Raw genomic sequence first — 19,563 nt, 5'->3', positions numbered from 1 at the left:
GCGGACCACTTCGGGCTCGTGCCCTCCGAGGGACTGCTCGCGGATCCCTTCGGGGTCGTCGACATCTCGGCACCGGGGGGGCGGAACGCAGCGGTCGACGTGTCCGGCTTCGACCGGGCCGTCTTCGAGCGTAACCTCCTCGGGGGACGCTACCCGTTCGAGGGCGACTCCCTCACCTTCGAGGCCGCCGCGGACAGTCTCGGAACGACGATCCGGCTCGGCGGGGACGCACTGGCCACGGTGTCCTTCGCCGAACTCATCGCGCGCGCCGGGCGCTCCGGGACCACGACCGCGCCCGGACGGGTGCAACTGCCGCCGGACTCCCTGCGGCTAGACGTCTCCGGGGCGGACGTGACGGCCCGCATCCAGGTCACGCTGCTGCGACTCCACGACAGCGACGGGGAGCTGCGGCCGACGCGCGTGACCGGCACGCTGCTCCTCGGGCCCGCCGACGACCCGCCGCCGTAGCCATCGGCCGTCGACGGCGGCGGACAACCTTTCGGATCGGGACCCGGTCCTGGCAGCCCGTGGCAAAAGCCCCGCTGCGTTCGAGCGGCGCTGCATCTCGCCTGAAACGCTGCGCTCTGCGTCGCTCCTCGGTCAAATAGTGCGGCTATTCTCCCTCGTCGCTCCTTGTCAGGCGAGCGCTGCACCGCTCTCGGCGCTGACGCGGGGTTTTGCCACGGGCTGCCGGGGTTGGAACCTGACCGCGCGCCCTGGCGTATGTCAGAAGGACACCCGACCTCCTCCCTGGAGCCGACGTGATGTTCATTCGAAGAGTCGCCGCCGCTCTCACCCTCTGGGCCCTCGCGATCTGTGTCTGGGCCGCCCTTTCCCACCTCGCGAGCGTGCCCGGGCCGGCGAAGGCGAGCACGGCGACTCTGGAGGGCATCGCCAACCTTGTCGAACGGGCCGATCCGCCGGGCTCGCTCCGCGCCCCCCGGTTCGCCGCGGAGCAGTTGCGCCGGACCGCGCATACTGCCGGTCGGATCAACGGAGGCATCGAGCGTGCCATCGGGGCGTGGCTGGACCGCCTCGGGCACCGCGCGGCCCACAGCCGGGCGGACGTGGCCATCATCGACAACGGCCGCATCACGATCCGCATGGACGCAAGATCCAATGTGGCCGGCGCGCGGGTCGCGCGAATCGACGACATCCATGCACAGCGCCTGGTCGAGGGACTCGGAGCGTTGCGCATCGCCGCCCGACCTCCGTCGCCGGCGCGACATGGGGGACTCTGGATCGACCGGACCGTGAAGGCCCCCGCCGGATCTTCCGATGTGGACGTCAGGCTGCGCGCCGCGCGACACGGCGAGACGTTCTCCCTCAAGGCCGCGGAGACGGGATCCGCGCTGGATGAAGCCGAGGTCCGGTTGGACGTCGATGCCAACCTCGACCGGGAGAAGATCAAGCAACGGCTCGAGAAGCTGCTCGACCTGCTGGAGGATCTGCAGAAGTTCGAGGGCGGCCGGTAGCGCGCGGATCCGGGAGACGACACCGGGACCCATGACGCGCCGGTCCAGGCGGGCCGCGGCGGCCGGGCTGCTGGCGGCGGCCTCGCTCGCGGGCGTCGTCCCCGCCCTGTGCGCGCAGGAGATGCATGCGGGCCACGCCGCGCCGCCGGAAGGCGGCCGGCCGACTACGTCGACGGCGAGCATCCGGGTCGTGGACGACCCGGAACGCAAGGAGCTCGCGGTCATCCTCGGACCGATCGACCTCCCCGCCGGCTCATCCCATCACATGGCGCAGCTGCCTGTGCAGGAAGGCGTCATCCCCTTCGACCTGACGATCCGCGGCTATCGCACGCACATCATCGACGGCGACGGCGCGCCGGTCCCGCGCGTCGTGCTGCATCACATGAACCTGCTCGATCCCGGGCGGCGGGAACTGTTCCTGCCGATCATGCTGCGCGTCCTGGCGGCGAGCCATGAGACGCGGCCCGTGAGCTTCCCCGGATGGCTGTTCGGCATTCCGATGAAGGGCGGTTCGAAATTCCTCGCGCTCACGATGCTGCACAATCCGACGGAAGCGGACTACGAGGGCGTCACCGTCCACCTGACGCTGGAGTACGAGCGCCTCGCCCGCCTGCCCGTCTACCCGGTCGCGCCGTTTCATCTCGACGCGATGTACCCCGAGGTCTCCGCGACGAAGGCCTGGGACCTGCCGCCCGGACATTCGGTCAAGACATGGGACGCGAGTCCCGCGATCGGCGGGCTCATCATCGGGCTCGGGGGCCATCTCCACGCGCACGCCTCGCGACTCCGTTTCGAGAACCTGTCGACGGGCGAGGTGCTGTACGACATCCGGCCCAACCTCGACGAGGCCGGGCACGTCGTGGACATCCCGGCGCTCATGTACAAGGGGCGCGGCGTGGGCGCGCTCGTCGTCCCGGAACACCGCTACCGGATCACCGTCGAGTACCGAAACCCGTTCGACGCGGTGATCGAGGACGGCGGCATGGGTTCCATCGCGGGCGCGTTCATCCCGCTGGAGGACTGGCCCCACGCCGATCCCCGGGAGGCGTTATTCTCGGCCGACTACGACTGGGTCCTCCGCAGTCAGATCGAACACGGGGTCGTCAGCTCCCCCGACTGTACTCCGTGCGACCGCCGATGATCGTGTAGTCGACCACGGTCTCCAGGATCTCGTCCGCGGGAATCGTGAGGATGTCGCGGGACAGGACCGTGATGTCCGCCAGCTTCCCGACTTCAAGCGTCCCCTTGAGGTCTTCCTCGAACGCGGCGTACGCGTTGGCCCACGTATAGGAACGCAGCGCCTCCTCGCGCGTCATCGCCTGCCCCTCGAAGAAGGTCTCGCCCCCCTCGATCACGCGCGTGACCGTGCAGTGGAAGCTCGCCAGGGGGTCCGCGTCCTCGACCGGGACATCCGTGCCGTTCGTCACGATGACTCCAGCCCGCATGAAGTCCCGCCACACGTAGGCACCCGAGCGCGCCCGGCCCGGCCCGAGCCGGAGGATGATCCAGGGACCGTCGGAGCAGGCGTGGACGCCCTGCATGGAGGCGATAACCCCGAGTTCGGCGAAGCGCGGAATATCCGCCGGATTCACATGCTGCGCGTGCTCGATCCTCCAGCGCAGGTCGCTCATGTCCGCGTGGTCGGCGAACGTGCGCCCGTACAGGTCGAGCACCTCGCGGTTCGCGCGGTCGCCGATCGCATGCGTATTGACCTGATAGCCCCGCTCGATCGCGAGCCGCGCGATGCGCTCGATCTCCTCAGGCGGCGTCGTCGGAAGGCCGATAGAGGATGGCATGTCCGCATAGGGCTCCAGCAGCCAGGCGCCGTGCGACCCGAGCGCCCCATCCGCGACCTGCTTGATCGACCTCACGGTGAGCCGGTCGCCTCCATATCCCACCATGTAGTAGTCGTCCAACCGCCCCTCGAGCGTCTCCATCCCGCCCTGCAACATCACGTAGAGCCGCACGGGCAGCGCGCCCTCGTCCGCTAGCGTCCTGAGCAGGTCCACCGTCCCGAAGCCGGAACCCGCGTCCTGGAAGCTCGTGACCCCCTTCCGAAGCAGCTCCTCGTTCGCGAGCCGCACCTGTTCGCGGGCCCGCTCCTCGCGCTCGGCCTCGGAGCGGCTCGCCTCCTCCTCGGCGAACGCCGCCCGCGCCAGCCGCTGCGCGGTCTCCCTCAGGACGCCGGTGGGCCGCCCCGTCGCGTCGTGCACGATCTCACCGCCCGGCGGGTTGGGCGTGTCGGCGTCGATCCCGGCCAACTCGAGCGCCCTCGCGTTCACGAAGGAGGCGTGCCCGCTCGCATGCGTCAGAATGACCGGATTGGCGGGGCTCACCGCGCTGAGACCGTCGTGGACCGGCTGCCCCTCGACCATCGGATCCGGCGGCTCGCTCCATTTCTCCTGGTGCCAGCCCCTGCCGCTGATCCAGGCGCCCGGTTCCGCGCTCGAAGCCGTCTCGCCCACCAGGCTGACGATGTCATCCCAGGTGTCGGCGGTCGTCAGGTCGAGGATCATGCGCGCGTTCCCCAGACCCATGAAATGACCGTGACCTTCGATGAACCCCGGGATCGCGAGCCGACCCCCAAGGTCGATGACCTCGGTGCCTTCCCCGATCCATCCGGAGACGTCGTCGTCCGCCCCGAGCGCGACGATCCGCCCCTCCCTCGACGCGAGCGCGCTGACCACGTCCCCGCCCTCGCCCGCCAGGGTCGCGATCTTCCCGTTGGTGAGGACGAGTTCAGCCACCCCCGCTGGCGGATCCGCGATCGTCGCGCCGCCCGCCTCAGCCGAATCCCCGGCGTCGGTCGCGCAGGCCGCGAGGGTCAGAAGGAGGAATGGTCGAGCCAGAACGGACGGAACTTCGCGCTTTCGAATCATGGTGTCGCTGACCTTGAAGTAACCGGTTCGATTCATCATAGCTGCACGCCATGTACGGCGCACAGAACTCGCCCGGGAGCCGCCCGCTCAGCTATCCTGCCGGGGGTCACGCGGGTACGTTTTAGACGGGAATCCGCCGGGCGCGCGGGCGCTCGCCGGACCTTACGCGAACGAGGCGAGAGAAGACCGACATGCTGGGAAAAACGCGCAGCGTCGGAAGGTGGGGAGCCGGCCTCGCGCTGGGTCTGATGTGCGCGCTCCCGGCAAACGCCGCGGCCCAGATCGGCATCCTCGCGGGCTACAATCGCGACACGCTCGCGGAGTTCCTGCCGGAGAACGGATTCGATCTCACGGATATCACCGATGGGTATCACGTCGGGGTGTTCCTGAACTTCAATCTCGCGACCTTCTCCATCCGGCCGGCCCTCATCTACCATCGCATGCCGGAGCTCGTCGCGATGGCCGGCGACGAACGGATCCAGTTCGACATCGACATGCTGGAGATCCCGCTGGATTTCCGCCTCCGGCTCCCCCTGCCGGCCGTTCAGCCCTACGTGCTGGGCGGGCCCGTCCTCACCTTCCCGTCCAGCACGTTCTCGGGTGTGGACGACCTCCTCACGGCACGCCCGGTGCGTGCGGAGTTCGGCGTCGGCCTCGAACTCGACCTCGGTTTCCGGCTCTGGCCCGAGGTGCGCTACGGATTCGGGATCGGTTCGCTGATGGAGTCGGATGTCGCCATCGGGTCGCAGGTACTCCGCGGCGATGGGGAACCCCGGCACGACGCCCTGACCCTCCGGCTGGGCATCAGCTTCTAGTCTCCGCAGGCGCGGCCAGCGTCGCGTCGCAGTCCAGCCCCGGTGTCGCAGCCCAGCCCCGCGTCGCAGCCCAGCCCCGAGCGGCCCCGCGCCGACTCGCGGGACTTGACGCTTCGACGGCCCATTCGCCATTATAGCCCTGAATACCGAATAAATACCGAAATACATCATTCGAGAGACGATGGGCGGAGCTTCGGAGAGACGGCGCTCGATTCGCGGACGCGGAAGCGCGCACAACCCGGCGAACCGCTTCCTCCCCCTCGCGATCGAGCGGGAGGCGTGGACGCTCGCGTCCGACCCGGATCCGCGGACGGAGATCCTGGAGGACCGATCCCGCTCGATCATCTCCTACAACCACAGTCCCGACCTCGGTTTCGACGCCAGCCTGAACCCGTACCGCGGCTGCGAGACCGGATGTTCCTACTGCTACGCGCGACCCACGCACGAGTACTTCGGGCTCTCCGCGGGACTCGACTTCGAGAGCCGGATTCTGGCGAAGCCGGAGGCCCCGGCACTGCTCAGGCGCGAACTGGCCTCACCCCGCTGGAAGCCCCAGGTGCTCGTGCTCAGCGGGGTGACGGACCCGTATCAGCCCGTGGAGCGCCGCCTCGGGATCACTCGTCGCTGCCTCGAGGTGCTGGCCGAAGCCCGGAACCCGGTCGGGATCGTGACCAAGCACCACCGAGTGACGCGGGACATCGATCTCCTGCGCGAACTCGCGCGCCATGACGCGGTGCAGGTCCAATTGTCCATCACGACGCTGGACCGCTCGCTGCAGCGAAAGATGGAGCCGCGGGCCTCGACGCCCGAGCGGCGGCTCGCCGCGATCGCGCGGCTGGCGGATGCGGGTATCCCGGTGGGCGTGAACGTCGCGCCCGTGGTTCCCGGACTCACGGACCACGAGATCCCGGCCATCCTGGAGGCGGCAACCAAGGCGGGGGCCGGGCGGGCGATCTACATCATGCTTCGACTTCCGTTCGGGGTCGCGGCGCTGTTCGAGGACTGGCTGCGGCGCAACTGCCCGGACCGGGCTCGGAAGGTGCTCAACCGCATGCGGGAGTTGAGAGGCGGGAGCCTCTATGCGTCGACCTTCGGCGAGCGGATGCGCGGGCGCGGCCCGTTCGCCGAACAGGTCGCGCGGCTCTTCTCACTCGCGCGTGCGAAGCACGGGATCGAGCCGCGCGACTACGACCTCTCGGCGGAACACTTCCGGCCGCCACGGGCCGGCCCCCAACTGGGTCTGTTCGACTAGTACGCCCCCCGCCGCAACCTGAACGGACGCTCGTCCTCCAACTCAACGGTGAGCGTCTGCTGCGCGCCGTCGCGGACGATGCGGAGCGACACCTCCCCCGGGTCGAGATCCGCGAGCGCCCGGCGCAGGTCGTTGGGGTCGTCAACGTCCTCGTCCCCGAGTCCGACGATCACGTCGCCCGCCCGCAGGCCGCCCTCCGCCGCCGGCGTGTCCTCGTGGACGGAGGTGACGAGGACGCCGCCCTCCACGCCGAAGTACTCCGCGAGCTGGTCGCCGAGGCTCTGCGTGCTCGCGCCGAGTCGCAGCCGACCCGAAAGGTAGAAGACGCGACTCAGACCCTCGGCAACGCCTTCCTGCGCCTCCCGAACCCGGACCTCCATTTCGCGCGCCCGCTCGGCGAGCTGGGCGGCGCGCACCCTTTCACGCGACGCGTCCACGACGCGGCGCGACAGGTCGATCTGCGGGGACACAAACGTCATCCCACCGGTCCCCGAGAAGAAGCCCATGCGCTCCGCGAGTTCGACGGACACGTCGCGTTCCGCTCCGTCGCGCAGCACGGTGAGATCCACAACGCGCCCCGGCGGCGTTTCGCCCAGCAGCCGGCGAAGTTCCGCCACGCTCTCGACGCGCTCGCCGTACCAGGCCACCACCACGTCGCCCTCCTCGATGCCGGCTTCCGACGCCGGTTCGCCGTCCATGACCCGGTCGATGTAGACACCGTAGGGGCGGGACATCCCGAGTTCCGATGCGCGCTCCCCGTCGACATCGAGGATCTGCACACCGAGGTAGCCGCCACCCCCGGAAAAGGCCACCTGGACCTGTTCGCGCCGCCCGCCCTCGTCCTCTTCCTGGGCCGCGGCCGGCGCCAAACCCGCGGGCAACCCGGCGACCAGCGCCACGGCAAGCCCGACGGCGAGCGAATCCTTCCAGTTCTTCATGTATCCTCCCTCGGGACCGTTCCCCCAGGTGGTGAACCACGGCCTACGTTTCGGCCTCGTTTCCTGAAGGATCGGACACCCCGGGGAGGGCCGTCGGTTGCCCGACTCCGGCGACCCGTGGCGAGAACCGCCTGCGGTCTGCGCTAGCGGTCCGGGGCGAAGAAGAGGGGGATGCCTCCCTCGGTCGGCGCGATGACCATGTTGTTGCTCCCTTCGCCGATCCGCCCGAGCATCTCCAGGTAGCGCCAGTACAGGTAGCGTTGGCCCGAAATGCCGGCGAGGCTCTCCGCGATGATGTCCTGCGCATCCCGGATCCCCTCCGCCTCCGCGCGCTGCTGGTTCGCCTGCTCGACCACGACCTGGGTCTGGTACTCCTCGGACTGCACCTGCTGCTCGCGCGACAGCTTGGCCTCGATCGCCTCGCGGATCGTCTCCGGCGGCACGACCTCGCGCACGAAGAAATCGGTGATCTCGAGCCCGCGCGGGTTGAGGCGGTCCGTCATCAGCGCCTCGATGCGGCCGGAGATGCCCGTCCGGTTGGTGGACAGGATGTCCGAGGCCTCGATCTCCGCGATCGCGTCCCGGATGGCGGACCGATACGTGTTGTAGACGAACGAGGCGACGGCGTTCTCGTTCCCCACCGTGAGATAGAGGTGGACGGCGCTGTCCGGGTTGATGCGGTAGCGGTAGGCCGCGTCGACCGCGATCTGGAGCTGGTCCGAAGTGAGGGCGTCCAGGCGCTCGGCCTGTCCGCCGGCCGGGTACTGGACTTCGCGGAGCGGATAGTTCGTCCACGAGCGCAGGACGTTGTGGTACAGGCCCTGCGTGTAGGGGCGGGGCGCCACGGCGCCGGTGACCGGGTTCCGCTTGACCGCCACCTCGTACTCGTCGACGCGGTTGAAGCCGAACACGAACAGGATGAGCACGAAGAGAACCCCGGCGACGGCGGCCACCGTGCCGATGCGAAGCGATTTCACTGATTGAGCCATTCTCGTCCTCCCAAAACCGAGCAGTGCCCGCGGGCGCCGAGGCCGCGCGGACGGTGTTTGCTTGCCTTCACTGCAAGATAAGCCCGCGCTCGCGCCCTTCCCACCTCGCGGGGCGGAACCGTACGGCGTACTACACTCCTGGCGGGAGGATCATTCGTGTTGACCAGGGTATAGCAGAGATTATATAGTAAGCTATATCGATACTGATATAGCGTGCCCTGGACGGTTCCCATGAGCCTCGACCACATCCTTCTCGGCCTGCTGCGGGAACCTGCGAGCGGGTACGACCTGAAGGACGCCTTCAACGAGACCGTCGCGCACTTCTGGTCGGCCGAACTCAGCCAGATCTACCCCACGCTCAAGCGGCTCGAAGAGCGCGGGCTGCTGCGAAGCCGGCTCGAACCCTCCCCGAAGGGGCCGGACCGCCGCGTGTACACGTTGACCCGGGAGGGGCGGGCGGAACTGCGCCGCTGGGTGCGCGGCGGGCCGGCGGTCGGCGCGGAGCGGTTCGCCTACCTCGCGCAACTCTATTTCATGAGCGCGGTCGACGACCTTCGCGAGACACGCGCCTTCATGGTGGACCTGCGCGATCATCTGGCGGGCCGGCTCGCGGAGCTGCGGGCGATCGAACGGAAGATCTTCGCTGCGCACGGCGACCGCCCGGACCGGTACAGCGACGACGGGTTCCACCGCTTCGCGACGCTGCGCATGGGGATCGATTCCATCGGTGCGAAGGTGAACTGGTGCGACCTGACGCTGGCAGCCATCGACCGGCGGCTCTCCTTCCCGCCGGAGCCCGCGCCATGACCCCCGTGCTCGACGCTCTCCTCCGGATACACGTGGCGGCCGGCTTCGTCGGTCTGGTGGCGTTCTGGATCCCGGTGTTCGCCCGCAAGGGCGGCCGGGCGCACGTGCGGGCGGGACTCGTCTACACGTGGTGCGCCTACGTGGTGACGCTGTCGGCGGTCGTTCTGGCGGCGGGACGGTTCGCGTCCCATCTGGGTCAGGGTATCGGCGTGGCGGAACGGCCCGATCTCTACGGTCTCCCCCTGTTCCTCGGCTACCTCGGCGTGACGACCTTCGCGGCGGTGCGCCAGGCGATGCGGGCCGTGGCCACACGGCGGGTGCCGGAAGCGCTGCGGACGCCGTTCCACGAAGCCCTCGCCTGGGCGTCCATCGCGGGGAGCGTCACGGTCATCGCGTTCGCGCTGGGGATGTGGTCCAGCGTCTCGCCGATCCTGCTGGGGTTGAGTCCGATCGGCCTTCTCACCGGGTTGCGCATGCTGCAACTCATGAGGAAGCCCGGCTCGGAGCCCATGGGCTGGTTCTACAGCCACATGGCGTCGATGCTGGCGGGTGGCATCGCGTTCCACACCGCGTTCGCCGTCTTCGGCGCGCCGCGCCTGTGGGAGTTCGCGATCGCGGGGCCGCTGGCCCTCGTGCCGTGGCTGCTCCCAACCGCCCTCGGCGTTCCGGCCATCTTCATCTGGACCCGGCGCTACCGACGGAAGTTCGGGCCCGCCTCACGCCGCGCGGCTCCCGGCTAGCCGGCCGGGATAACACTCCGCGTCAGCGCCGGAGGGGGCGCTAGTTTCCGCGAGCGCCGCCGTCGAAGGCGCGGCTGTCGGAGGCGCCCCAGCGAAGTCCCGTATCCCAGTCGATGTAGATGCCCATCGCCTGCCCCTGCCCGCCGCGGGTCCGCGTCACGTGTCCCATGCCTTCGTAGAGACGCTTCGTATCGGGCGAGAAGCCCCACTCCTCGAACGAGGTCACGTCGGGCAGCCACTGGTGGTGGATGCGAGGCGACTCGATGGCCCGGCCGAACTGCGATCCGGTCATCCCGTGGTCGATGACGTTGAGCACCACCTGCAGCGTGGTGTTGATGATCGTCCTTCCCCCCGGACTCCCGATCGCGAGCACCGGCCGGCCGTCACGCGCGACGATCGTCGGCGTCATGCTGGAGAGCGGCTGCTTTTCCGGCGCCACGAGATTGGGCGGCGTCCCGATGGTGCCGCGCGAGTTCGTGCGGCCCGGGACCGCGTTGAAGTCGCCGAGCTCGTTGTTCAGCAGAAAACCCGCGCCGGGGACGACGATGCTGGACCCGTAGCCGAACTCGAGCGTGTACGTGACCGCGACCGCGTTCCCGTCGGAGTCCACGACGGAGTAGTGGGTCGTCTCCTCGCTCGCCTGCAGGAAGGCCCCGTTGAAGGCCGCCGAATCGCTCCTGGAGGCCCTCTCCATGTCGATGCTCGCCCGGAGGCGGCCGGCGTATTCCTTGGAGGTCAGACGTTCGAGCGGCATGTCGGGATTGAACTTCGGATCCCCGAGATGGAGCGCCCGGTCCGCGTACGAGCGCCGCATCGACTCGGTGAGCAGGTGCAGGTAGACTGCGGAATTGTGTCCGATCCCGGCCAGGTCGTACCCCTCGAGGATGTTGAGCATCTCCACGAGCCCGGTCCCGCCCGAGCTGGGCGGCGGCATCGAATAGACGTCGTAGCCCCGGTACGTCCCGTGGATCGGGGTCAACTCGTCCGCCTCGTAGAGCGCCAGGTCCTCCTCCGTGATCAGGCCTCCGTGCTCGGCCATGAAGTCGGCCAGCAGCTTCGCCGTCTTGCCGCGGTAGAAGCCGTCGTGCCCGTCGCTCTGGATGCGGCGCAGCGTCTCGGCGAGGTCCGGCTGCCGGAAGGTCTCCCCCGGCTCGTACATGCGGACGCCGTCCTTGAGGAAGGCCGCGCGGGTCGCGTCATAGAGCGGTCCCGCCCGGCCGGGCAGAGAGCGGAGCCAGTTCTGCATCGCCCACGTCGAGGGCATGCCGTCCTCGGCCAGCCGGATCGCGGGCTCGAGAAGATCCGCCCAGGGCAGTCGGCCGAGGCGCTGGTGCGCCTTCCACATCCCGGCCACCGTGCCCGGCACGCCGATGGCGAGCAGGCCGATGTGGTTCGAGTTGTCCCGGACTTCGCCGTCCGAGCCCAGGTACATGCGCTCCGTCGCCGCGAGCGCTGCCTTCTCGCGGAAATTGAACGTCGTCACTTCCCCGTCCGCCCCGTGATACACGAGGAACCCGCCGCCGCCCACGTTGCCGGCCGAAGGGAGGGTCACGGCGAGGGCGAAGGCCGTGGCGACGGCGGCATCGACCGCGTTCCCGCCCCTCTCGAGGATCTCCTGGCCCGCTTCCGAGCCGAGATAATGGCTGCTCACGACCATGCCTCCCGGCGACGGCGCCGCCATGCGACCCGACTGGGCGGCGAGCGGCGCGAGGACGACCATGGCGCCGGACACGCACAGGGCGAGGGTGCGGACGGCGAACCGGAACGCGTGCTTCCTGGGCAGTGGCGCGTGCTTCCCGGGCATCTGGGGGCCTCCTCTACGGGTCTCGCGGGCAATGTCGCGCAGTGTCGCGCGATCGCGGGCAATGTCGGGCCGCTGCGCGCGGCCGGAAAGAGCGGGCGGTCAATTCGAAGGCGGCACGAGCGCGACCGCGCGCAGGGGGGCGCCCGATCCTCCCGAGATCTTCATCGGCAGTGCGATGACCGTCGCGCCGCGGGCCGGAAGGCGGTCGAGGTTCGTGAGATTCTCGAGACCGGGCGCGTTCGCCGCGGCAACGATCCGATGTACGATGAAATCGGTCGAGGGTCCGTAGTCGATGGAGGCGACGTCGGCTCCGAGGGCGGCGGCTCCACGCTCCTCGACAAGGAGGCGCGCGGCGGCCTCGCCGTAGCTCGGGAAGTGGAGTTGCGACGCGTCGCCAGGCGTGTCGTCGCCGAGGTAGGAGAGGGCGTCGGGCCAGCGCGCGCTCCACCCCGTGCGAAGGAGGACGATGCTCCCGGGCTCGATCGGGCCGTGCTCCGCCTCGTGCGCCTCCACATCGGCGACGGTCAGCCGGTAGTCGGCGTCCTCGGCCGCCTGGGCGGTCACGTCGATCACCGCCGCCGGGCCGATGAGCCGCCTGAGCGGGATCGCTGCGATGTCGGGCCCTCCCTCGAGGAAATGGATGGGCGCATCGATGTGGGTGCCGCCGTGTTCGGCCGTCGCCAGGGAGTAGGCGGAGTAGAAGTAGCCGCCCTCGGTCTCGCCGAAGGCCAGTTCCTGCAGCGCGAACCCGGCGGTGTCCGTCGGCCAGTAGACCGTCTCGTCGCCGAAGGCGTGGCTGAGGTCGACAAGGTCGTAGCCCTCCAGGTCGAGCGGTCCCGGAGCTTCGACGGCCGCGTCCTCCGAGGCAGCCGGCGTTTCGCCGGGCGTCTCCACCCAGACCGAACAGCCCGCCGCCGCGCACCCGACGAGGGCGGCCGCCGCCGTGCGCGAAAGCTCCGAAATCGTCATGTCTCTTCTCCCTTCGCGCGTGCGCCGTCCGGGGCTTCCGCCCTCAGCCGTCCGGGGCTTCCCTTCCGAGCCGTCCGGTGCGTCGTTCCGACCCTGAAAGTGGCGACTCGCGGTTGGCGAAGCGAGATTCGCCCATGCGCAAGATCACTCGGGGCCTCCTCGTCGTATTCCTTGCCTCCCTCGGGTACGGGGCCCTGCCGATCTTCGCCAAGCTCGCACTCGCGGAGGGCGTCGAGGTGCTGCCGCTGCTCGCTTGGCGCTTCCTGCTCGGGAGCGGGTTTCTGTGGATCTTCGTGGCCGCCACGGGGCGCCCCCGGCCCCCGCGCGGACGACGGACCGGCCTCGTCCTGCTCGGTCTGCTGTACGCGCTTAACTCAGTGTGCTACATGCTGGGCCTCGACCGCCTGCCGGCGTCGGTCGCGACGCTCGTCCTGTTCACCTATCCGGCGATGACCGTGCTCCTGGCGCGGTTCTGGGTCGGCGAACGACTGACTCCGCGTCGCATCGCCGCGCTGGCGCTCACGACCGCCGGGTGCGCGCTGACCGTCGGCACGGGACTCGGAGGGGGGGATGCGCTGGGCGTGGGACTCGTCATGCTCGCGGTCGTGTTCCTGGCCCTGTGGATCGTGCGGAGCCACGGCGTCTTCGCCGATTTACCACCCATCTCCGCCACGGCCACGGCCCTGACATCCACCGCCATCGCGATCTCGGCAGCCGGGCTGGCCACGGGAGGCATCGGCGTGCCGCTCGCGCCCGCCCCGCTGCTCCTCCTGGGCGCGATCGGCCTCTTCTCGACCGCCGTCCCCATCACGGCGTTCCTGATCGGGATCCAGTGGATCGGCCCGGGCCGGGCGGCGACCGCCGCCACCATGGAGCCCGCCGTGACCCTCGCGCTCGCCGCCGCCGTGCTCGGCGACCGTCTCTCGGCCGGACAGTGGCTCGGCGCCGCGCTCATCCTCGCCGGAGTCCTCTCGCTCCGGCTGGAACCTCGCTCGGACATCGCCGATGGCCACCCCTAATGCACGCAGACCCGGCAACCCTCCAACCTTTCGGACAGAGGGCGCGTCTCAAGATCGACACCGGAACGCGGACGATGACGTGATCGAACCGAACGGCAAATCCCGGGAGCACAGGCCGGACGCGCGGGCGGAGGGGCAGCTTTCCGCCGGCGTCGAGGCGGACGTGCGGGCGGCGACGTTCGGGGATGCCGAGGCGTTCGAGCGCCTCTACCGTGCCCACGTGACGCGGGTCTATGGGCTCGCGTGCCGCATGGCCGGGAGCGAACGGGCGGACGAACTCACGCAGGATGTGTTCGTGCGGGCGTGGGAGAAACTCGGGACGTTCCGCGGCGAATCGGCCTTCAGTTCATGGCTTTACCGGTTGGCGGTGAACCTCCTGTGCAGCCGGCTGCGAGCGCTGAAGCTGCAACGGGAACGGGAGATGGCGAACGAGATTCCACTGGCGGTGGCCCGGGCGCGGCACGACAGCATCGAGATCCGCCTCGACTTCGAGGTCGCGCTCGAACGGCTCCCGGATGGGGCGCGCGAGGTCTTCGTCCTGCACGATGTCGAGGGCTACAAGCACCGCGAGATCGCGGAGCAGTTGGCCATCACGGCCGGCACGTCCAAGTCCCAGCTGCACCGGGCGCGGATGATTCTGAGACGGCACCTGGAGAGGTAGTTGAGCCGATGACAGATCGAGAACAGCGGAAGGATCGCTTTCGGGACCGTCTTTCGGAGTACCTCGACGGCAACCTCGGCGTCGAGGAGGAGGTCCTGATCGAACGACACCTCGAGAGGTGCGAGGACTCCGCCCGGACGCTCGCCGAACTCGAGGCCGTGGTGGAGCGGGCCGCGAGGCTCGGGCCGCGCGAACCGGCGCAGGATCTGTGGCCCGGCATCGCGGCGCGGATCGGCGTCCGGCCCGCCAGGCTCGCGGGCGTGGCGCCCGAGACCTCCGAAGCGCCGGCCCGACGCGGGCCGCCCGCCCGCTTCATCGCGCGCTTCGCGCCTCAACTCGCGGCCGGCATCGCGCTGGCGTGGCTCTCCGGGGCCCTCGTGTGGACGGCCGTGGCGCGGGACGATGTCGCGGGGATCCTGGGCACGGCGGGCGCCTCCCCGGGACTCGGCGCTCCGTCGCTCCTGCCGCCGGCCGTGCAAAGCGCCTCGACGCTGCAAGGCGAAGGATCGAGCGCCGAGGAATACGCCCGCCTGATCGCCGAACTCGAGCGCGTGCTGTTCGACGCGGATCGGCCGCTGCCGCCGGAAACGGTGGCGCGCATTCGCCGCGCGCTCGTGACGATCGACCGGGCCATCGAGGACGCGCGGGCGGCGCTGCTCGAGCTGCCCGATGACCCCTACATCCAGCAACACATGGAGAACACTATGCGACGCAAGTCGGAGTTCCTTGCCCAGGCCGTTCAACTCGCGGCGACCGACTGATGGTCCCGGCGACGGTTGTCCTGGCCGCTCTCGCAGCGACGAACCCCGGTGCGCGCGACACGACGTTCGTGGTGCCCGAGGGCGCGCGCATTGAGATCGAACACCGCGAGGGAGATATCCGCGTGATGGGCGCGGCCAGCCGCGAGGCGCGGGTCGTGCTCGACGACGATGACGGCGCGATTCGCGTACAGTCCTCGGGCGGCACGACTCGGATCGGCACAAGCCCCAGCGGCGACGGCGCGGACCTGCTCATCTGGCTTCCGGAGGATGTCGACGTGAGCGTGGTCGGACACGAAGGCGATGTCACGGTCGCCGGCATCGTCCGCGGCGCGGTGACCGTGAGAACGGCCGACGGAGACGTAGAGATCGATGGCGCGGCCAGCGTCAGCGTCGCCACGCTGGACGGCTCCGTGACGATATCCAGTACCGGAACCGCGACGGTCAGCGTGACGGACGGCGACGTGTGGCTCGATCAGGTGGCGGGAGGCATGAGCATCAGCGGCATCGACGCGGACATCATCGTCACGAACGCCGACACGCGCGCCATCTCGGTCGCCACCGTGGACGGCGACGTCTGGTACGACGGCGCCCTTCACGGCGACGGTAGCTACTCGCTCAGCACCCACGACGGCGACGTGACGTTCGCCGTCCCGGAGGACGCCGGCGCCCGCGTCTCCGTGTCCACCTTCGACGGAGAACTCGTCCCATCGTTCCCCGTCCAGTTTCAGGGAGGCAGCGTGCGGGGAGGAGAGTTCACGGTCGGCGATGGATCGGCCGCCGTGACGCTGAAGTCGTTCGACGGAGACATCCTCCTCGTCCGGCCGGGGGAGCGCACCCCCGACCTCGATAGTCAGGAACCCACGAGATAGCCAGGAACCCACGAGAACCGGGAGCAGCGTGATGCGGAATACAGTGCGACGACTCGCCGCGGCGGCGGCATGGCTGGTGTGCCTGGGGGCGGCGGAAGCGCGGGCCCAGGACTTCGAATGGCAGGGATCCGTGGATCGCGGAGACGCGGTCACGATCCGGGGCGTGAACGGCTCCGTCACGGCGAGCGCGGCGAGCGGCAGCGAAGTGCGAGTCCGGGCCACGAAGGAATGGGACGACGACGATCCGGATTCGGTCCGCATCGAAGTGGTCGAGGACTCGCGGGGCGTCCTGATCTGCGCCGTCTACCCGACGAGGCGCGGGCGCGACCCGAACCGCTGCGGCCGGGGGGACGACTACCGCATGAGCGTCAACAACAACGACGTGAAGGTGCAATTCACGGTCGAGGTGCCCGCGGGCGTCGAACTCGAGGCTCGAACGGTAAACGGGGAGATCGAGGCACGGGGGATCGCGGATGACGTGGAGGCGCGGACCGTGAACGGCGGGATCGCGGTGGAAGGCAACGGCCCGGTGTCCGCGGAGACCGTGAACGGGGAGATCGAGGCGCGGCTGGGGGGCGAGATCTCCGATGACCTTCGCTTCAAGACGGTGAACGGAGGGATCCGGCTCGTGCTCCCGACCGGCACCGATGCCGACGTCGACATTCGGACGGTCAACGGCGCCATCGACACTGAGTTTCCGTTGACGATCCGCGGGCGCTGGGGACCCAAGTCCGCCTCCGGCGAGATCGGCGCGGGCGGACCGGAAATCGAGGTGAGTACCGTCAACGGCAGCATCGCCCTCGTCCGCGGCGGCTGACGCTACGGGCGGGCGCCCGAAGCAACGCCGCGTCCCGGATCAGCCGAGCGTTGCGGCGAACGTCGGCGCCCTCCGCTGCTGCGTGGCCTGCTCGTAGGCGTAGGCGATGCGCAGCAGCGCGGGCTCCGTCCAGGCCGGCCCGAAGAACGAGACCCCGGCCGGAAGTCCGCGCACGAATCCCATCGGCACCGTGATGTCGGGGTAGCCGGCGATGGCGGCGGGCGCGGCGGACGATCCCCCGTCGAGCCGGTCCCCCTTGATGTGGTCGGTCGGCCACGGCAGGTCGCGCGTGGGCGCGACGATCGCGTCCAGCTCGTGCTCCCGCGCCAGGCGGTCGATCCCATCCTCCCGATTCGCGCGCTGAATGGTGGCGACGGCGTTCAGGTATTCGGGGTCTGTGAGCGGTCCCCGCGCCTGCGAGGCGATCAGGCGCTCCTGGCCGAAGTACGGCATCTCCCGCTCGGCGTTCCGCTCGTTGAACTCGATGACCTCGGCCAGGCTCGTCACCGGGGCGTCCGGACCCAGCCCGGCCAGGTAGGCGTTGAGGTCGGCCTTGAACTCGTATTCGAGCAGCACGAGCGAAAGAGGGTCGTTCCACGCCGCGGCGTCCATGTTGGCCGGATCCACGATGACCGCGCCGTCGGCCCGCATGGCTTCGATCGCCTCGTCGAACAGCGCCAGCACGCGCGGGTCGAAGCCGAGGAAGCTGCGCACGACCCCAATCCGGGCCCCCTGAAGCCCGGCCGCGTCGAGGAACTGCGTGTAATCGGTGTGCGCGCGGCCCTCGCTCGCGGAGGTGGCGGGATCTCGCGGGTCCAGGCCCGTGCAGGCCCCGAGCAGGGCGGCCGCATCGCGAACCGTCCGGCACATGGGGCCCGCCGTGTCCTGTGAATGGGAGATGGGGATGACCCCGGCCCGGCTCCACAATCCGACGGTCGGCTTGATCCCCACGATGCCGTTGCTCGAGGAGGGACACATGATGGAGCCGCCCGTCTCCGTCCCCACCGTGAGCGCGCAGAGGTTGGCCGACGCCGCGACGCCGGAGCCGGAACTCGAACCGCACGGGTTCCGGTCAAGCGCGTAGGGGTTCCGGCACTGGCCGCCGCGCGCGCTCCACCCGGAGGTCGCGCGCACGCCCCGGAAGTACGCCCACTCGCTGAGGTTCGCCTTGGCGAGGATGACGGCGCCCGCCTCGCGCAGCCGGGCGGCCACGAACGAGTCCTGCGGCGGGATCGAGCCTTCCAGTGCGAGCGAACCCGCCGTCGTCGTCATCCGGTCGTGCGTGTCGATGTTGTCCTTGAGCGAGACGGGGATGCCGTGCAGCGGGCCGCGCACGTTCCCCGCCGCGCGCTCGGCGTCGAGTTCGTCCGCGATCGCGAGCGCGTCGGGGTTCGTCTCGATGATCGAGCGCAGTTCGGGCCCCTGCCCGTCCAGCGCCTCGATGCGTTCGAGGTACATCTCCGCGATCGAGCGGGCCGTGCGCTCGCCCGACGCCATGCTCGCCTGGAGTTCGTCGACCGTCACCTCGTCCAGCTCGAACGGCGGCACGGCCGCTGCACCGCCCGCGTCGCTGGCGGCGGAACTGTCTGACCCGCCTTCCGGCGCGCAGCCCGAGGCCGCGGCCACCGCACCGAGTCCTCCGGCAACGCTGGCTCCGATGAAGCTTCGTCGATCGATCATGGCGACTTCCTCCTCTTCAGCGGCTCTCTCTCACCCGATCCGCCGCCGCGCCGAGTCCGAAAGACGTTCCCGCGGGAACGTCCGGCGGCGGCGCGGCTCAGAACGCGTCGTCGGTGATGATGAGCATGCCGAGGCCGCGCAGCGTCTCGTTGAGCGCCGCGACATCCGTCCGCACCAACTCTTCGAGCTCGGCCAGGTGGGTCTCCAGCGCCTCGTGGAGGATGACCTTCACCTCCATCTCCTGGTCCGTGGGCCGGAAATCCGCGATGGAGAGCGCGCCGACGAGGTAGCCGAGCTTCTGCAGGAGCCGCGCCTCGAAGCGCACGCCGTCCTGCCCCTGCCCCGTGAGGCGCAGGTCGACCATCGTCTCCTGCAGTTCCATCAGCTTCTGCCGCAAGTCCTCGACCGACGCCGCGAGGTCCTCCTCCTCCGCAAACCGCGACAGCGTCCGAAGCTGCACCCGCATCGCCTCGACGCGATGCACCGCCTCGCCGGCCCGCACTACGTCCTCCCGCACCTCGCGGATGAAGGCGAGCTGCTCTGCGATGTCCGCCTCCGTCCCCGCGGAATGCGGGTCCTTCAGCACGGTGAGCGGCTGCTCGTGCGTCGCCCCGTCCACCGTGAGCCGCACCGTGTACTGTCCCGGCGGCATCAGCACCGAGATCTGCGCCCCGCCCGGCGCCGGCCGTCCCTCGTCTCCGACCTCGATGTGCTCGGCGTACCTGGGCGGCGTGAGCATCCGGATCGGCTCGTTGGGTTCGTCCCTCAGGTCCCAGTGGATCCGGTTCACGCCCGCGCGGTTCCGCCCCTCCAGCGTGCGCACGACCGTCCCCGACCCATCCAGGATCTCGATCGTCGGCCCCTCGGAGGCCGCCGCTGCGAGCCAGTAGTTGAGCGAGGCCCCGTACTCCGGGTCCTCTCCGATCGTGGGGTCGTCATAGGGGATCGAGGGGGGCGTGATCGGCCGGAAGCGGTACGCGTCGCGCGGCGCGAACAGGTGCGAGGCCGAGGCCATCACCTCCGGCGTCATCTGCTGGATCGGCGACAGGTCGTCGAAGATCCAGAACCCGCGCCCGTACGTGCCCACG

The 19,563-nt window shown here is 69.7% G+C and carries 19 protein-coding genes; 12 read left to right on the top strand and 7 right to left on the bottom strand.

Annotated elements, in window-relative coordinates; all coding sequences use genetic code 11:
• From OXN85_11505 to OXN85_11495, 3 genes are all read left to right on the top strand, one after another.
• The coding region (locus OXN85_11505) for a hypothetical protein (GenBank protein ID MCY3600580.1) at positions 1-468 on the top strand (468 nt) is incomplete at its 5' end.
• Positions 469-764: 296 nt separating this feature from the next.
• Complete coding sequence (locus OXN85_11500; protein MCY3600579.1) at positions 765-1,475, top strand: hypothetical protein; 711 nt, start codon at positions 765-767, stop codon at positions 1,473-1,475.
• Positions 1,476-1,506: 31 nt separating this feature from the next.
• Positions 1,507-2,616, top strand: coding sequence for a hypothetical protein (locus OXN85_11495; GenBank protein MCY3600578.1), 1,110 nt, complete (start codon positions 1,507-1,509; stop codon positions 2,614-2,616).
• Here OXN85_11495 and OXN85_11490 read toward each other — a convergent pair.
• Complete coding sequence (locus OXN85_11490; protein MCY3600577.1) at positions 2,579-4,393, bottom strand: amidohydrolase; 1,815 nt, start codon at positions 4,391-4,393, stop codon at positions 2,579-2,581. The two genes, OXN85_11495 and OXN85_11490, sit on opposite strands and share 38 nt — an antisense overlap.
• Positions 4,394-4,545: 152 nt before the next feature.
• Between OXN85_11490 and OXN85_11485 the strand changes: the two genes are divergently transcribed.
• A complete protein-coding gene (locus OXN85_11485) occupies positions 4,546-5,169 on the top strand; it encodes a hypothetical protein (GenBank protein MCY3600576.1) in 624 nt (207 codons plus the stop codon).
• Positions 5,170-5,350: 181 nt separating this feature from the next.
• Complete coding sequence (locus OXN85_11480) at positions 5,351-6,421, top strand: PA0069 family radical SAM protein (protein ID MCY3600575.1); 1,071 nt, start codon at positions 5,351-5,353, stop codon at positions 6,419-6,421.
• Here OXN85_11480 and OXN85_11475 read toward each other — a convergent pair.
• Together OXN85_11475 and OXN85_11470 are read right to left on the bottom strand one after the other, a co-directional pair.
• A complete protein-coding gene (locus tag OXN85_11475) occupies positions 6,418-7,359 on the bottom strand; it encodes a PDZ domain-containing protein (protein MCY3600574.1) in 942 nt (313 codons plus the stop codon). The two genes, OXN85_11480 and OXN85_11475, sit on opposite strands and share 4 nt — an antisense overlap.
• Positions 7,360-7,502: 143 nt before the next feature.
• On the bottom strand, positions 7,503-8,348 hold the full coding sequence (locus tag OXN85_11470) for a prohibitin family protein (protein MCY3600573.1): 846 nt from the start codon (positions 8,346-8,348) through the stop codon (positions 7,503-7,505).
• Between the two features lie 231 nt (positions 8,349-8,579).
• Here OXN85_11470 and OXN85_11465 point away from each other — a divergent pair, with 231 nt between their 5' ends.
• A complete protein-coding gene (locus OXN85_11465; GenBank protein ID MCY3600572.1) occupies positions 8,580-9,155 on the top strand; it encodes a PadR family transcriptional regulator in 576 nt (191 codons plus the stop codon).
• Entirely contained in the window at positions 9,152-9,895 is a 744-nt protein-coding gene (locus tag OXN85_11460) for a hypothetical protein (GenBank protein MCY3600571.1), read from the top strand. Before OXN85_11465 ends, OXN85_11460 begins: the two co-directional genes overlap by 4 nt.
• Before the next feature lie 40 nt (positions 9,896-9,935).
• Here the strand turns inward: OXN85_11460 and ggt are convergent, their stop codons facing one another.
• Both ggt and OXN85_11450 read right to left on the bottom strand, forming a co-directional pair.
• A complete protein-coding gene (ggt, locus tag OXN85_11455; GenBank protein MCY3600570.1) occupies positions 9,936-11,699 on the bottom strand; it encodes a gamma-glutamyltransferase in 1,764 nt (587 codons plus the stop codon).
• Between the two features lie 99 nt (positions 11,700-11,798).
• Positions 11,799-12,668: a cyclase family protein gene (locus tag OXN85_11450; protein MCY3600569.1), complete on the bottom strand. Its 870-nt coding sequence runs from the start codon at positions 12,666-12,668 to the stop codon at positions 11,799-11,801.
• Positions 12,669-12,802: 134 nt separating this feature from the next.
• On the opposite strand from OXN85_11450, the gene OXN85_11445 reads away from it, so the two are divergent.
• From OXN85_11445 to OXN85_11425, 5 genes are all read left to right on the top strand, one after another.
• Positions 12,803-13,687 carry a DMT family transporter gene (locus tag OXN85_11445; protein MCY3600568.1) on the top strand — a complete coding sequence of 295 codons (885 nt, stop codon included), beginning with the start codon at positions 12,803-12,805 and terminating at the stop codon, positions 13,685-13,687.
• Positions 13,688-13,766: 79 nt separating this feature from the next.
• Positions 13,767-14,348, top strand: a complete 582-nt coding sequence (locus tag OXN85_11440; protein ID MCY3600567.1) for an RNA polymerase sigma factor — start codon at positions 13,767-13,769, stop codon at positions 14,346-14,348.
• Between the two features lie 8 nt (positions 14,349-14,356).
• Positions 14,357-15,109, top strand: a complete 753-nt coding sequence (locus tag OXN85_11435) for a zf-HC2 domain-containing protein (protein MCY3600566.1) — start codon at positions 14,357-14,359, stop codon at positions 15,107-15,109.
• Complete coding sequence (locus tag OXN85_11430; GenBank protein MCY3600565.1) at positions 15,109-15,978, top strand: DUF4097 family beta strand repeat-containing protein; 870 nt, start codon at positions 15,109-15,111, stop codon at positions 15,976-15,978. Before OXN85_11435 ends, OXN85_11430 begins: the two co-directional genes overlap by 1 nt.
• Before the next feature lie 28 nt (positions 15,979-16,006).
• On the top strand, positions 16,007-16,795 hold the full coding sequence (locus OXN85_11425; GenBank protein MCY3600564.1) for a hypothetical protein: 789 nt from the start codon (positions 16,007-16,009) through the stop codon (positions 16,793-16,795).
• Positions 16,796-16,834: 39 nt separating this feature from the next.
• Here the strand turns inward: OXN85_11425 and OXN85_11420 are convergent, their stop codons facing one another.
• Complete coding sequence (locus tag OXN85_11420; GenBank protein ID MCY3600563.1) at positions 16,835-18,475, bottom strand: amidase; 1,641 nt, start codon at positions 18,473-18,475, stop codon at positions 16,835-16,837.
• A gap of 97 nt (positions 18,476-18,572) precedes the next feature.
• The coding region (locus OXN85_11415; protein MCY3600562.1) for a sialidase at positions 18,573-19,563 on the bottom strand (991 nt) is incomplete at its 5' end.

The sequence above is a fragment of the Candidatus Palauibacter australiensis genome, assembly GCA_026705295.1.
In the GTDB taxonomy this organism is placed as follows: domain Bacteria; phylum Gemmatimonadota; class Gemmatimonadetes; order Palauibacterales; family Palauibacteraceae; genus Palauibacter; species Palauibacter australiensis.
Note: the sequence above shows the minus strand (reverse complement) of the source record. Positions and strands in the feature narration are given on the sequence as shown.